The organism is Sphingomonas sp. GlSt437 (assembly GCF_048015635.2).
In the GTDB taxonomy this organism is placed as follows: Bacteria; Pseudomonadota; Alphaproteobacteria; order Sphingomonadales; family Sphingomonadaceae; genus Sphingomonas.
In genome coordinates, this window is the sequence record NZ_JBPGYA010000001.1 from 569,735 (window position 1) to 583,852 (window position 14,118).

Genomic DNA, 14,118 nt, shown 5'->3' on the forward strand with positions numbered 1-14,118 from the left:
CGCTACTTCATTACCGGCAGCACGATCCGCGAGCCGGCGCAGACCTTCTGCGTCGCCTTGACGAAATCCTCGGGCCGGGCATGCGCGATGTTAGGCACGAAGCTCTGCGGGTTGCGGTCGATGACGGGGAACCAGCTCGACTGGACTTGCGCCATGATGCGGTGGCCGGCCTTGAAGACGTGGTCGTGGCTGCGCAGCGGCACGTCCCACGTCGTCACTTGCCCCGGGACGAGCGGCTGCGGATTGGTATCGCTCTTCAGGAAGCGGCCGCGGCGCACTTCCATCGCGATCGGCCATTCATAGCCGTTGAGCTGGCGCGGATAGGCGCCATAGGGCGCATTCTCATCGAATTTCTGCGCGTCTTGCGGCAGCACGTCGATGAGCTTGACGACGAAGTCGCTGTCGGTGCCGGTAGTCGAGGCCATCAGCTCGGCGGCAAGCTCGCCGGTGACGGTCAGGTCGGCGGTCAACGGCGCGCTGACCCAGCTGAGCACATCGGGCCGGTGGTCGACGAAGCGCTGGTCGGCGCTTTCCCACCAGCGCCATTCGGGGCGCGGATAAGTCGGCGAAATCGGGCGCTCGCGGAACGGCACGGGGTTGGCAGGATCGGAGACATAATCGCGACACCCTTCCCCGCCCGCCGGCGCGTCGAAGCTCAGCGAGCCGTCGGCGTGGAGATAAAGGCTGGTCGACACCGCGCCCTTGGGCGGCCAGCTCTGATAATTTTTCCAGACATTCGAGCCTGATTGCAGCATGCGTGCAGCGTAGTTGGGTTTCTCACCGGTCCCATGTAGCCAATAAGCGAAGAACGGTCGCTGGATCTGCTCGCGGAATTCCTCGCCGGTGTCGCGGCCAAGCGGGATGTTGCCGAGCATGTCCATCTTGCCTTGCCAAGTGCCGTGCGCCCAGGGGCCGGCGACCATCACGCTTAGATGGTTGGGGTCGTTCTTCTGCTGCTGGGCATAGATTTGCCAGCTGCCCCAGGGGTCTTCCTGGTCCCAGAAGCCGGCGACATTCAGCGTCGGCACCGTCGTCTTGCCCAGCGCCTTTTGCCAATTCTGGTCGGTGTAGAAACTGTCGTGATTGGGGTGATCGAGCAATGCCGTGAACAGCGGGATGCGGCCCTTGAAATAGAGCTTGTCGAGATTGTCGACCGGGCCCAGCCGCAGCAGGAAATCATAAGTGTCGTTGGTGTCGTAGGGGAAATCCTCGTAGGTCTCTTTCTTCAGCTGCAGGCCATAGACCCAGTCGGGGATGTAGCTCAGCCGCAGCGCACCGTTCCTGTGCAGATCGTCATTCTGCCAATAATCGATCCACGCCGCCTGCGGGCTCGTCGCCTTGAGCGCGGGATGCGGATGGACGAGCGCGACGGCGGCGGTGAAGCCGGGGTACGAAACACCCCACATGCCGACGCGGCCGTTGTTGGGCTTCACATGCTTTACGAGCCAGTCGATCGCATCATAAGCGTCGGTCGATTCGTCAGTGGCCTTGGGATTGCCGGGGTGGACGGCAGTGGACATGGTGAAAGTGCCGTCCGAGCCGAAGCGGCCGCGCATCGACTGGAAGACGAAGATATAGCCATCATCGACCAGGCTTTTCCACGAGCGCGGCACAACGGGCGGCGCGGCCTGCGGCACCCCATAGGGCGTGCGCTGGAACAGGATCGGCAACGGCCCGGTCTTGCCGGTCGGGCGCAAGATCACCGTTTCCAGCCGCGCGCCATCGCGCATCGGCACCATGACCTTCTCGAAGGTGAAGGCTGCGGCGGCCTGAACGGGCTTGTCCTGCGACAGAGCGGGCATGGCGGGCGCCCCCGCAAGAGCCGCCAATACCAACGCAACCGACGCCAAACGCATGCTATCCCTCCCGCTATTCGAGAGGACCCTATCGCGTCCGCACGGACATGCAACCGGCGTCGCGTCGCCTTCTTTCCTCGTCACCCCGGCCTTGAGCCGGGGTCCCGCTTCTTCGAGCGCCGATTATAGCGGCGCCCCGGATCAAGTCCGGGGTGACGGAGATGTTGAGCAGAGTGCGCCGAGCCGGCGCCCTCTATAGGTTACCTGCGCGAATGTTCCCTAATGTTCCCACTGACCATGGGCTTTGCGTAATGGCTCAAATGCGGCGCTATCCGCGCTGAAAGACCCGATTCGGCGTATCGCGCCTTTGCACCCTGTAGGACAGCGACGCTGCTGCTCGACGCGCCGACCGAGCGTCCGGTGTCAGTCGATCCGCCGCTCGCCGCGCACCCAGCGCACCGTGCCGCTTGACGCGCGCATGACGACGCTTTCGGTGACGAGCTTGCCGCCGACCTGCTTGACGCCGCCGAGCAGCGAGCCGTCGGTCACGCCGGTTGCGGCGAAGATACAGTCGCCGCGCGCCAGCTCTTTCAGGTCATATTGCTTGTCGAGGTCCTCGATGCCCCATTTGCGCGCGCGGGCACGCTCGTCATCGTTGCGGAACACCAGCCGCCCCTTGAACTGGCCGCCGACGCAGCGCAGCGCCGCCGCCGCGAGCACGCCCTCCGGCGCGCCGCCCTGGCCGATATAGATGTCGATATTGGTTTCAGGGTTAGTCGTCGCGATCACGCCGGCGACATCGCCATCGGGGATCAGCATGACGCCGCAGCCAAGCTTGCGCAGCTCGGCAATGATTTTGTCGTGGCGCGGGCGATCGAGCACCAGCGCCTTGATGTCGCGCGGCTTGACCCCCTTGGCTTTGGCGAGCGCCTTCACATTGTCGGTCACGCTGGCGTCGAGACTGATCAGGTCCTTGGGGTATCCCGGCCCGATCGCGATCTTGTCCATGTAAACATCGGGCGCGTTGAGCAGGCAGCCCTCCTCGGCAATCGCCAGCACGGCGAGTGCGTTGGGGCCAGCCTTGGCGGTGATCGTGGTACCCTCGAGCGGATCGAGCGCGATATCGATCTTGGGGCCCTTGCCGATCGCCGAGCCGACCTTTTCGCCGATGAACAGCATCGGCGCCTCGTCGCGCTCGCCTTCGCCGATCACCACGGTGCCGTCCATGTAGAGGCCGTTCAGCGCCTCGCGCATTGCCTCGACCGCGGCGGCGTCGGCCGCTTTCTCGTCGCCGCGCCCGACGAGCTTGGCAGCGGCTATGGCGGCGGCTTCGGTGACGCGCACCATTTCGAGCACGAGAACGCGGTCGAGAACCTTACTGGCCTTAGGCATTGCACTTCCCCTGATGGAGTATCGGGCGCTCGCGCTTAGTCGCGGAGCAATTCGTTGATGCTGGTCTTGGAGCGCGTCTGCGCATCGACTTGCTTGACGATAACAGCGCAATAAAGCGCGGGCTTGCCGTCGCCGCCGCCGATCGAGCCGGGCACGACGACCGAATAAGGCGGCACGACGCCGCGATGGACCTTGCCGGTGTTGCGCTCGATGATTTTGGTCGACGCACCGAGATAGACGCCCATCGACAGCACCGCGCCTTCGCCGACGCGCACGCCCTCCGCCACTTCGGCGCGCGCGCCAATGAAGGCGCCGTCACCGATGATCACGGGATCAGCCTGCAATGGCTCGAGCACGCCGCCAATGCCGGCGCCGCCCGACAAGTGAACATTGGCGCCAATCTGCGCGCAGCTGCCGACCGTGGCCCAGGTATCGACCATCGTGCCTTCGCCGACATGCGCACCGATATTGACGAAGCTCGGCATCAGCACTGCATTCTTGCCGATGAACGCGCCGCGCCGGACGATCGCGCCCGGCACCGCTCGGAACCCCGCCTGGCGGAATTGCCCGGCATTCCAATACTCGAATTTGGAAGGCACCTTGTCCCACCACGGCGCGCCGCCGGGGCCGCCCGAAATCTCGATCATCTCGTTCAACCGGAACGACAGCAGCACCGCTTTCTTGAGCCATTGGTTGACGCGCCAGCCACCCGCGCCATCAGGCTCGGCAACACGCGCCTGGCCCGAATCGAGCAAGCGGATCGCATCGATGATCGCATCGCGGACGGCGCCGCGCGTCTCGCTGTTGACGCTGTCGCGCGCTTCCCAGGCGGTGTCGATGGTCTGCGCCAGATCGGTTGTCATGCCTTCTCCATCATCGCGGTCAGCCAGGCTGCGATATCGGTTGTCGTGAAATCGATAAAGCCGCGATCGTCATCGTTCGGTACCTGCTCCGAGCCGTTATCGACCCAGACCGTCGTCATGCCGAGCTGCTTCGCCGGTCTCAGGTTGCGCGCCATGTCTTCGGCGAACAGGCTTTCGCGCGGATCGAGTCCATGGCGGGTAAGCAGCCCTTCATAAGCGCTGAGCGAGGGCTTGGGCACGTACGTCATCGCGTGAATATCGTGGATCGCCTCGAAGCTTTCGGCCAACCCGAGCCGCGCCAGCACCTTCATCGCATAAGGGGCGTCACCATTGGTGAAGACAAGCTTGCGCCCCGGCAGCCGCGCGATGGCGGCGACGAGCGGGGCGTTGTGATCCAGCACATCCATCTCGACATCATGGACAAAGCCAAGAAACTCGTGCGGATCGACGCTATGGTCCGCCATCATGCCGAACAGCGTGGTGCCATGGGTGTGGAAATAATTTTTCTGCACCTTGCGCGCTGCTACCCGATCAAGATCGAGTCGCTGCGCGATATAATCGGTAATCCGTTCGTCGATCTGCGCGAACAGGTTGGCGCTGGCTGGGTAAAGCGTGTTGTCGAGATCGAAAATCCAGTTACGGATAGGGGCCAGCCGCGCGTCCATGCGGGCGCCGCCTTAGGCGCCAGCCGCGTGCAGGGCAAGGCGGCGAAGGATTGCGGAGGAGCCTGCGTAAAATGTTCGTCAATCCTATCGGGGGATGATCGGCCGGACAGCTGACGCGAGGGTAAGGGGACGGGTGATGACGGGTTTGCAACGCCGGTGGCTCGCTTCGGTTTCGTTGGTTATGCTGGCATCGCTTGCCGGATGCGGCGGCGGTGGCGGGGTCCAGAGCACCCCGACCCCAACGCCCGCCCCTACTCCGACACCGACACCGACCCCGACCCCGACGCCTACCCCCACGCCAACACCGACCCCGACGGCCAATTACGACACCACCGAATATCGCGCGACGGTGGGCGCGGTGTCGATGAACGCGCTCGCCGCCTATAACAAAGGCGCGACCGGGCTTGGCGTGAAGATCGGCGTGATCGACAGCGGGATCGATCTCAACAGCCCCGAATTCGGCAACCGCATCGATCCGGCATCGACCTATGTCGCGGGTACCGGCAGCATCCAGGATGAAGGCGGCCACGGCACAGCGGTCGCCTTCACGCTTGGCGGTCGCCGCAACAGCAGCATCGGCACGCTCGGCGTGGCGTTCGATGCCACGTTGCTGATTTTGCGCTCCGACACGGCGGGAACCTGCGCGAGCAGCGGCGGCTGCAAGCACGACGACACCAACATCGCCGCCGCGCTAGACGTCGCGCGGATGAACGGGGCGCGCGTCGTCAACATCTCGCTGGGCGGCTCGCCGGCAGGCACCGTGCTCGTCAACGCGATCAGCCGGGCGACCGCCGCTGGCATCATCATCGTCATTTCCGCCGGCAATGACGGCACTGCCGAGCCGGACCCGCTCGCGCAGATCGCCGAGAATGACGCGGTGGCGCGCAATCTGGTGATTATCGCCGGCTCAGTCGGAACGACCGACCAGCTCTCGACCTTCAGCGACAAGGCCGGCGCCGGCGCCGCGCATTACCTGGCGGCTGTGGGCGAGAATGTCCGCGCGCCAGACAATCACAACAAGACGTTCCTTTGGACCGGCACGTCTTTCTCCGCCCCGCAGATTTCAGGCGCGGTCGCGCTGCTCGCCCAGGCGTTCCCGACGCTGACCGGTGCGCAGATCGTCAGCATCCTGTATCAAAGCGCGCGCGACGCGGGCGCGCCGGGCGTCGATTCGACGTACGGCAACGGCATCCTCGATCTGACGCGCGCCTTCCAGCCGCTGGGCGCAGCATCGCTCTCCAGCACGCGCGCGCCGGTGTCGCTGGTCGCCAATGGCACGCTGTCGGCGCCGATGGGCGATGCGCGTCAGAGCGGCCTCGGCGCGGTGATCCTCGATGGCTATGGTCGCGCTTTCGCAATCGATCTTGCGCGCACCTTGCGCACCTCCGCGCCGGCGCAACCGCTCAACGCGGCGCTCACCAATCGCCAGCATTATTACAGCTCGACGATCGGCAGCACGGCGGTGGCTGTGACGATCGCGCCGAGCCGCGACGGCACCCATGTGTCGCGGCTCAGCCTGACGGGCGACGACAGCGAACGCGCGCGCGCGATCGCCGCGACGGTGGTCGGCAAGCTTGGCGCGCGCGCCGATTTCGCGATCGGCATGGCAACGGGTGCGCCGGTGCTGAGCGCGCAGCTTGCCGGTCGCGCCGACCCCGCTTTCCTGATCGCGCGTGATCCGCTGCGTGAGCTCGGCTTCGCCGCACGCAGCGGCAATGCCTTTGCGGTGCGCCGCCGGTTCGGGCCGTGGGGACTGACCGGCAGCATAGACACCGGCCTTGTCGACGCTGTCGACACCGGCCCGCTCAGCGCGCTCCAACCGGTGACCGGCCGCTACCGTTATGACCGCGCCGCGCTGACCGCAGACCGCCATTTCGGCCCGCTCGCGCTGGCGCTGACGGCGAGTACGCTCAACGAGCATGGCACCGTACTCGGCGCGCATTTCGGCGACGGGCTGGGCGCCGCCCGCGCGACGAGCTGGTTCGTGGATGGCGAGGCAAGGCTCAATCCCGGCGGCGGCTGGTCGATCGGCGGCAGCGTGCGCCAGGGTTGGACGCTGGCGCAAGTGCGTGCCGGCCTTGCCGGATCGGGCCTGATCCGCACCGACGCTTTTGCCGCCGACATCGGCAAGGCCGGCGTCTTCATGGCCAACGACAGCCTTTCGCTGCGTGTCGCCCAGCCGCTGCGCGTGTCCCGCGGCGGCATCGATCTCACTTTGCCGACCAGCTATGATTATTGGACCGCGCGCGCCGATGGCTTCACGGCGCAGCAACTCAACCTGGCGCCGACCGGCCGCGAAATCGATGTCGAGATGAGCTATGCGCGCCCCTTCGGCCCGGGCGCGCTCGATACGCATCTCTATTGGCGGCGCGATCCCGGCAATATCGCCTCGCTGCCCAACGATTATGGCTGGGCGATGCGCTATTCGTTCTTGTTCTGAGCAATTCGCGAGGCGACGAAGCCGCCCAGCAGCGTCCGAGATTAGCTAACGGTTTTACGTGCCGCTAGCTCGGCCTCGATCCGACGCCATTCCGCCATACGCTTGCAGACCGCGTGATGATCGGCCTTGCGCTCAAAGCACACCAGGGTGTTGGGCCAAACCTTGTGACTCGTTTCGCTCAGGTCGGAAGAGTCCGCTAAGCCAGTGCTGACAAATGCAGGACTACCACCAACGCTCTCGGCAAGGCGCTGAGCGGAAGCCGCACTTGCGACAAGCGACAAGACCCCAAACGCGATCAAATGCTTCATCTGGCTGCTCCACATCAACGCGATCAGCAATTTTAGGATAGTAAGGTTATCACAATCACCAATATAAAATACTGGTCATTTTGGTTCTAAATTCGGCCATTACTCAAGATGCAGCAGGCAATGACAGCCGCGCCAGCAGGCCGCCCAGATCTTCGCTCTCCTCGAGCGTGATCGACCCGCCATAGATTTCGGCGACGTCACGGACGATCGCGAGGCCCAGGCCAGTCCCCGGCTTGCCCGTGTCGAGCCGGGCACCGCGATCGAAGATGCGGCTGCGTTCTTCCTCGGGGATGCCCATGCCGTCATCTTCGACCAGGCATTCGACGAACTCGCCCGCCGCACGCACCGTGACGAACACGCTGCCGCCGCCATATTTGGCGGCATTCTCGATCAGATTGCCGAGCATTTCGTCCAAGTCCTGCCGTTCGACATGGACCGACAAATCCTTGGCGCCATCCATGTCGAAGCGGACATTGGGGTAAAGCCGCCCGACCGCGCGCTCGACCGATTCGAGGCTGGGCCACACTGCAGCGCGACTATGCACATTGCCCCGCCGCCCGACGGCGCGCGCACGCGCGAGGTGATGATCGACCTGGCGCCGCATCGTCGCCGCCTCGCGGATGACGGTGGCGGCAAGGTCGTCGGCCTGCGCGGTCGCCGCGTTCATGATGACGGTGAGCGGTGTCTTCAGCGCATGCGCCAGATTGCCCGCGTGCGCGCGCGCTTCCTCGGCCTGACGGTCATTGTGCTCGATCAGCGCGTTCAATTCCTCGACCATCGGCGCGACCTCGATCGGCATTGCCTGGTCGATGCGGCGCGACTTGCCGGCGCGCATGCGGACGATTTCCTCGCGCACCTTGCGCAGCGGCCAGAGGCCATAAAAGGTCTGTAGCGCCGCCAGCCCGATCAGCCCGACCGCGAGCAGCAGGAAGCTGCGCACCAGCGTCTGACGGAGCGCCCCGATCTGCGCATCGAGCGTATCGCGGCTCGACGCGACCTTGAATCGCCAACGCACCGGCGATCCCGGCAGCTGAACGTCGCGCTCGACGACGCGAAGCTTCTCCTTGGGAAATTCTTCGCTGTCATATTCGTGAATGGTGAGGTCGTTGTGCTTGCCGCCATAAGCCAGTCGCCGGTCCCACAGCGAGCGCGACGGAAAATCGTCGTGCCCCGGCGCGCTGATTTGCCAGTAAAGCCCCGAATAGGGCTCAAGAAAGCGCTGATCGGCCGGCTGGCGCGTAAAATAGACTTCGCCGTCCGGGCCAATCTCGGACGACACGATCATCGCCTGCAGCACATATTCGAGCTGATCGTCGAAATTGGTGGTCACTGCACTGACCAGCACCCGATCGAGCGCAATGCCGCCGCCGGTCAGCAGCACCGTGATCCACAGCGCCGCGACCGAAATCATCCGCCAACTGAGCGAGCCGTTGGTGCGCACCGGCGGCGCGGCGCGCGTGGCGACCACGGGCGCCTTGCCGCTTGCGGATGGATCCGCCTCAGCCACGGCGCGCTCGATCAGGCATCGGGATCATCCAGGCTGTACCCCAGCCCGCGCACCGTGCTGATCACATCTTGCCCGAGCTTCTTGCGAATGCGCGTGACGAACACCTCGATAGTGTTTGAATCGCGGTCGAAATCCTGATCGTAGATATGCTCGATCAGCTCGGTCCGGCTGACCACCTTGCCCTTGTGGTGGAGGAGGTAGCTCAGCAGCTTATATTCCTGCGCGGTGAGCTTCACCGGCTCGCCCGCCAGCGTGACCTTGCCCGAGCGCGTATCGAGGCGGACATCGCCCGCGATCAGTTCCGACGAGGCATTGCCCGAGGCGCGACGGATGAGCGCGCGCAGCCGGGCGATCAATTCCTCCGACTGGAAGGGCTTGGCGACATAATCGTCGGCGCCCGCATCCAAGCCGGCGACCTTATCCGACCAGCTGTCGCGCGCGGTCAGCACCAGCACCGGCATCACCTTGCCTTCCTTGCGCCAGCGATCGAGCACGGTCAGCCCGTCAATTTCGGGCAAGCCGAGGTCGAGCACCACCGCGTCGTAATTCTCGGTCGATCCCAGAAAATGCCCGTCCTCGCCATCGGTTGCGAGATCGACCGCATAGCCGGCCCCTTCCAGCGTGTTCTTCAATTGCTGGCCCAGGCTGGGCTCATCCTCGACGATCAATACGCGCATTATCTTCCCCTGTCGGTCCCCGCGGGCCCCTAATTAGCGGGCGGATCGGCCGATGATCTGGCCCGACCGGCCATCGACCTGCACCCAGATAACCAGTCCATTGCGCAGGAACTTCAACGTGTAAATCCCGCTGTCCAAATCGACATCGACGCCGAGATACTGGGCATTGCCCATGCTCGGCAGCACGCGCCGCTCGATTTCAGGCAAAGGCAGGATGCGCCCGGCGCGCGCGGCATCGAACACCTCGTCGGTATCGCGATGGCGCTGTGCTCCCGCCGCGGGCGCCACCGCCATCAGGCCAAGCAATAGCGATAAGGACAAGCTCTTCATCGTCATGATCGCTTTGCCCTAGGCAGCGGGGCTTGAACAGCCTGTGAATGGGTATGCAAGCGAACTGAAAGGCATGAGAGGGCTCAACCCCTCTCCCCTGCTTGCAGGGGAGAGGGATACCGAAGCTTGCCAGCTTGCTGGCTAGCAAAGGTTGGGTGAGGGGTTCAGCGCGCCAGCAGGCGCGCGCCGAGCCTGCGGCTCGGCATGACCCCTCACCCAGCTCCGACTAAGGCCCTGCCGGGCCTAGGTCTGCGCAACCAGTTCGGGGTAAACAGCGCCCCGCGCTGTTTAGGCCATGCCGGGGGCATGGCCGACCCCGAACTCCCCTGCAAGCAGGGGCGAGGGATAGATGGCTTAGCCCCCGGCGCAACGCAACGCCGCCAACCACTGGCGCTTGCCCTCTCCCGTCCCCACCCCTAACTGCGCGGGCATGGCAGCTCCCATCCTCTCCTACGAAAATCTCGGTCTTATCCAGGGCGCGGGGTGGCTGTTCCGCGGGCTCGACCTGCATATCGGCGCGCGCGACCGGCTGGCGCTGATCGGCCGCAACGGCGCGGGCAAGACGACGCTGATGAAACTGATCGCTGATCGGATCGAGGCGGACGAGGGCCGGCGCACGATCGTGCCGGGCACACGCGTCGTGCTGCTCGAGCAGGACCCGCCGATGGAGGCGTTCGCAACGCTCAAGGATTTCGTGCTGGCGGGCGACGATGCTCCCGCGCCTCACGAAGCCGAGGCGATTGCCGACCAGCTCGGCATCGACTTGTCGCGCGACGCTAAAGCGGCGTCAGGCGGCGAGCGGCGGCGGGCCGCGATCGTGCGCGCGCTGGCGCAAGACCCCGATGTGCTGCTGCTCGACGAGCCGACCAATCACCTCGATATCGGCGCGATCGAATGGCTCGAAACCTGGCTGCAGCGCTTCACCGGCGCGTTCATCGTCATCAGCCATGACCGCACCTTCCTCACCCGGCTGACCAAACAGACACTATGGCTCGATCGCGGTGCGCTGCGCCGCAACGAAATCGGCTTTGGCGGCTATGATGCGTGGACCGAGCAGGTCTATGCCGAGGAAATCCGCAATGCCGAGCGCTTGGACGCCAAGCTCAAGATCGAGGAGCATTGGCTGCTGCGCGGCGTCACCGGGCGGCGGCGGCGCAACCAGGGGCGGTTGGAGAAACTCAAGCAGATGCGCGCGCAACGCGCCGCGATGCTGGGGCCGCAGGGCACCGCCGCGCTGGGGCTGAAGGTTGCCGAGGAAGTCAAATCCAAGACGGTGATCGACGCCGATAACATCTCCAAGAGCTATGGCGACCGCGCCATCATCAAGCCGATGTCGCTGCGCATCCAGCGCGGCGACCGCATCGGCATTGTCGGCGCCAATGGCGCGGGCAAGACGACCTTGCTAAAGATGCTGACCGGCGAATTGCCGCCCGACACGGGCCATGTCCGCGTGGCCAAGACGATCGACGGCATCGTCATCGACCAGCAGCGCAAATTGCTCTCGCCCGACAAGCGCGTGCGCGATGTGCTGACCGATGGCGGCGACTGGGTCGATGTGCGCGGCAGCCGCAAGCATGTCGCGGGCTATCTCAAGGAATTCCTGTTCGATCCCGAGCTTGCCGACGCCAAGATCGGGTCCTTGTCGGGCGGCGAGCGATCGCGCGTGCTGTTGGCGCGCGAATTCGCCCGCACCGCGAGCCTGTTGGTGCTCGACGAGCCGACCAATGATCTTGACCTCGAAACGCTCGATCTGCTCCAGGAAGTGATTGCTGATTTCGACGGGACGGTGCTGATCGTCAGCCATGATCGCGACTTCCTCGACCGCACCGTGACGATCACGCTCGGCCTCGACGGGTCGGGCAAGGTCGATATCGTCGCCGGCGGCTATGAGGATTGGGAAAAGCGCCGCGCGCCGCGCGCCGAGCCTAAACGCACGGCCGCTAAGGCAGAGGCAGCCCCGTCTGCCCCCGCCGCCGCGCCGGCGCGCGCCAAGCTCACCTACAAGGATCAGCGCGATTATGATCTGTTGCCGGCGCGGATCGAAGCACTCGACGCCGCGATCGCGCGCGACGAAGCCGCGATGGCCGACCCCGGGCTTTACGCGCGCGATCCGGCGGCGTTCGACCGGCTGACCAAGGCGGTCGCCGCCGCGCGTGCGGAGAAGGAAACCGCCGAACTGCGCTGGCTGGAGCTTGCCGAGCGCGTCGACGGCTGATCGGCGCCGCTACGCTGCCAGATCGACCGACACGCGCGTGCCGCTGCCGTCGCTCTCCACCGCCACGGTGCCGCCAGCCTGGCGCGCAAAGGCATCGACCAGCTTGGTGCCGAGCCCGCCCTGGCGCGACGCCGGCTTGCGCGGCGCGATGCCGACGCCATCATCGGCGACAGTGATCCGCAATCCCGGTGCCTGCGCCCGGCACATCACGTCGATCCGCCCGCTGTCGCGCCCGGCAAAGGCGTGCTTGGCGGCATTGGTGACCAGCTCGTTGACGACCAGCCCGATCGATACCGCGCGATCCCTGTCGACGGCGACGGCGTCGCTATCGCAATGCAATTCGATATGGCGCTCGAGGCTGAGCGCGTCGGCAAGCGCGGCGCAGAGCTCGCTCAGATAAGTCGAAATCTCGACGGTATCGGCCTGCTGGATGTCGCCGCGATAAAGATGCTGGTGCGCGCGCGAAATGCCCTCGATCCGCGCCTTGGCGGTGGCCAGCGCCTCGGCCGTCGCGGGCTCGGCGCGGCGTTGCTGCAAGTCGAGGAGGCTGATGACGATCGCAAAATTATTCTTCACGCGATGCTCGACCTCGCGCAGGAACAAGTCGCGGTCGGCGATCTGCCGGTTGCGATCGAGCTGCGCCTGGCGCACCGCTTCGCGGAAGACATAAGCGGTCAGCAGCGTGATCACCCCGATGATCGCGACGGCGGCGACCGTTGGCACCGCGGCAGGGCTCGCCATCAGCGATTTGTTGGCGACGGGCATGACGACATACCACGCCCACAGCATCCCCACGGTCAGCGTGATCGTGCCCGACAACAGGCCGGCGAACAGCGTCGCCATCATGATCGGTGGAAAGATCAGCGCCATCGGCGCGACGCCCGGCCAAATCAAATCGAGCAGCGCGCGGACAATCGCCATCGTCCCCAGGCAATTGCCGGCGACCACCAGCTTGGTGACAAGCGGCGGCACGCGCTGTTGATAGCGGCTCGGCAGATCAATGTCCGCGAACAGAGGCTGCAGCCATTTCATGTCGGCGATGCGCGCTTTTTCCTGCGTGAAGTCAATCGACAAAAATCGTTACTGACCTGAACGAATGACGAGCGCTTTTTTATCCGCGCCGGCGAGATCGACGATATATTGCCACGCCACGCGGCCCGATCGCGCGCCGCGCTGCGTGGCCCAGCGCACCGCCTCATCAGGGCGGATCGGCAGGCCGAACGCCACTGCATAACCTTCGACGATCGCCAGATATCCCGCCTGATCGAGGACGTGAAAGCCGAGCGATAGGCCGAAGCGATCGGCAAGCGCCAGCTGGTCATCGATGCTGTCGCGCGGATTGATCGCGCTCGATTGCTCTTCCAGGTTGCGCGGCAGCAGATGCCGGCGGTTGGACGTCACGACGAAGCGCGCATTGCCGGGCCGCGCCTCGGCACCGCCTTCGAGCATCGAGCGCAGGGGCCGCGCGGCGCCGGCAGCATCGAAGCCCAGATCATCGATGAACAGCGCGAAGCCGCGATTCGCCCCTTCGATCGCATCGAACAAGCGCGGCAACGTGGCCAGCGCATCAGACGCGATCTCGATCAGCGCCAGCGCGCCGCCCGCCGCCTGCACATCGGCGACGGCGCTTTTGACGAGCGCCGACTTGCCGGTGCCGCGCGCACCCCAAAGCAGCACGTCATGCGCGGCGTGCCCCGCCGCCAGCCGGGCGAGCGTGTCGCGCAATTCTGCCTTCTGGTCATCGATGCCGAGCAGCAGATGCAACGGCAGCGGCGCGAAATGGCGCGCGGGAATCAGCGCGTCGTTGCGCCATAGATAGGCGGGATGCGCGAGCGGATCGGCAGAAGCGCTGGGCGGCGGCGCCAGCCGGTCAAGCGCGTCGGCGATCCGTTGCAGCGCGGCGGTGGCGTCGTCGGTCATTACCT

General features: G+C 65.3%; 12 protein-coding genes. 2 read left to right on the forward strand and 10 right to left on the reverse strand.

From position 1 onward, the window contains the following. Window positions 1–2: 2 nt before the first annotated feature. From ACLB0R_RS03020 to ACLB0R_RS03035, 4 genes are all read right to left on the reverse strand, one after another. Entirely contained in the window at window positions 3–1,802 is a 1,800-nt protein-coding gene (locus tag ACLB0R_RS03020; RefSeq protein WP_416641869.1) for a CocE/NonD family hydrolase, read from the reverse strand. Window positions 1,803–2,219: 417 nt separating this feature from the next. Continuing rightward, complete coding sequence (gene glpX / locus ACLB0R_RS03025) at window positions 2,220–3,188, reverse strand: class II fructose-bisphosphatase (RefSeq protein WP_416641870.1); 969 nt, start codon at window positions 3,186–3,188, stop codon at window positions 2,220–2,222. Between the two features lie 35 nt (window positions 3,189–3,223). After that, window positions 3,224–4,051: a 2,3,4,5-tetrahydropyridine-2,6-dicarboxylate N-succinyltransferase gene (dapD, locus tag ACLB0R_RS03030; RefSeq protein ID WP_416641871.1), complete on the reverse strand. Its 828-nt coding sequence runs from the start codon at window positions 4,049–4,051 to the stop codon at window positions 3,224–3,226. Then, on the reverse strand, window positions 4,048–4,716 hold the full coding sequence (locus ACLB0R_RS03035; protein WP_416641872.1) for a pyrimidine 5'-nucleotidase: 669 nt from the start codon (window positions 4,714–4,716) through the stop codon (window positions 4,048–4,050). Before ACLB0R_RS03035 ends, dapD begins: the two co-directional genes overlap by 4 nt. 181 nt (window positions 4,717–4,897) lie before the next feature. Here ACLB0R_RS03035 and ACLB0R_RS03040 point away from each other — a divergent pair, with 181 nt between their 5' ends. Next, the gene (locus ACLB0R_RS03040; RefSeq protein ID WP_434953692.1) at window positions 4,898–7,156 is read left to right on the forward strand and encodes a S8 family peptidase; all 2,259 of its coding nucleotides are present in this window, start codon (window positions 4,898–4,900) and stop codon (window positions 7,154–7,156) included. A 41-nt stretch (window positions 7,157–7,197) separates the two neighbouring features. Here the strand turns inward: ACLB0R_RS03040 and ACLB0R_RS03045 are convergent, their stop codons facing one another. The 4 genes from ACLB0R_RS03045 to ACLB0R_RS03060 all read right to left on the reverse strand — a co-directional run bounded on the left by ACLB0R_RS03045 (window position 7,198) and on the right by ACLB0R_RS03060 (window position 9,984). Then, window positions 7,198–7,464 carry a hypothetical protein gene (locus ACLB0R_RS03045; protein ID WP_416641874.1) on the reverse strand — a complete coding sequence of 89 codons (267 nt, stop codon included), beginning with the start codon at window positions 7,462–7,464 and terminating at the stop codon, window positions 7,198–7,200. Window positions 7,465–7,567: 103 nt separating this feature from the next. Then, window positions 7,568–8,971, reverse strand: coding sequence for a sensor histidine kinase (locus ACLB0R_RS03050; RefSeq protein ID WP_416641875.1), 1,404 nt, complete (start codon window positions 8,969–8,971; stop codon window positions 7,568–7,570). Window positions 8,972–8,982: 11 nt separating this feature from the next. Beyond that, a complete protein-coding gene (locus tag ACLB0R_RS03055) occupies window positions 8,983–9,648 on the reverse strand; it encodes a response regulator transcription factor (protein WP_416641876.1) in 666 nt (221 codons plus the stop codon). Window positions 9,649–9,681: 33 nt separating this feature from the next. Then, complete coding sequence (locus ACLB0R_RS03060; RefSeq protein WP_416641877.1) at window positions 9,682–9,984, reverse strand: hypothetical protein; 303 nt, start codon at window positions 9,982–9,984, stop codon at window positions 9,682–9,684. 424 nt (window positions 9,985–10,408) lie between these two features. Here ACLB0R_RS03060 and ACLB0R_RS03065 point away from each other — a divergent pair, with 424 nt between their 5' ends. Further along, window positions 10,409–12,193, forward strand: a complete 1,785-nt coding sequence (locus ACLB0R_RS03065) for an ABC-F family ATP-binding cassette domain-containing protein (protein ID WP_416641878.1) — start codon at window positions 10,409–10,411, stop codon at window positions 12,191–12,193. Window positions 12,194–12,202: 9 nt separating this feature from the next. Here ACLB0R_RS03065 and ACLB0R_RS03070 read toward each other — a convergent pair whose 3' ends face one another. Both ACLB0R_RS03070 and ACLB0R_RS03075 read right to left on the reverse strand, forming a co-directional pair. After that, window positions 12,203–13,267: a sensor histidine kinase gene (locus ACLB0R_RS03070; RefSeq protein ID WP_416641879.1), complete on the reverse strand. Its 1,065-nt coding sequence runs from the start codon at window positions 13,265–13,267 to the stop codon at window positions 12,203–12,205. Window positions 13,268–13,273: 6 nt separating this feature from the next. After that, the gene (locus ACLB0R_RS03075) at window positions 13,274–14,113 is read right to left on the reverse strand and encodes an ATP-binding protein (RefSeq protein ID WP_416641880.1); all 840 of its coding nucleotides are present in this window, start codon (window positions 14,111–14,113) and stop codon (window positions 13,274–13,276) included. Window positions 14,114–14,118: the final 5 nt, after the last annotated feature.

Coding starts and splice junctions, on each gene's coding strand:
- ACLB0R_RS03020 (WP_416641869.1), bottom strand. CDS start 1,802: ATGCCCGCTCTGTCGCAGGACAAGCCCGTTCAGGCCGCCGCAGCCTTC.
- glpX (WP_416641870.1), bottom strand. CDS start 3,188: ATGCCTAAGGCCAGTAAGGTTCTCGACCGCGTTCTCGTGCTCGAAATG.
- dapD (WP_416641871.1), bottom strand. CDS start 4,051: ATGACAACCGATCTGGCGCAGACCATCGACACCGCCTGGGAAGCGCGC.
- ACLB0R_RS03035 (WP_416641872.1), bottom strand. CDS start 4,716: ATGGACGCGCGGCTGGCCCCTATCCGTAACTGGATTTTCGATCTCGAC.
- ACLB0R_RS03040 (WP_434953692.1), top strand. CDS start 4,898: ATGCTGGCATCGCTTGCCGGATGCGGCGGCGGTGGCGGGGTCCAGAGC.
- ACLB0R_RS03045 (WP_416641874.1), bottom strand. CDS start 7,464: ATGAAGCATTTGATCGCGTTTGGGGTCTTGTCGCTTGTCGCAAGTGCG.
- ACLB0R_RS03055 (WP_416641876.1), bottom strand. CDS start 9,648: ATGCGCGTATTGATCGTCGAGGATGAGCCCAGCCTGGGCCAGCAATTG.
- ACLB0R_RS03060 (WP_416641877.1), bottom strand. CDS start 9,984: ATGACGATGAAGAGCTTGTCCTTATCGCTATTGCTTGGCCTGATGGCG.
- ACLB0R_RS03065 (WP_416641878.1), top strand. CDS start 10,409: ATGGCAGCTCCCATCCTCTCCTACGAAAATCTCGGTCTTATCCAGGGC.
- ACLB0R_RS03075 (WP_416641880.1), bottom strand. CDS start 14,113: ATGACCGACGACGCCACCGCCGCGCTGCAACGGATCGCCGACGCGCTT.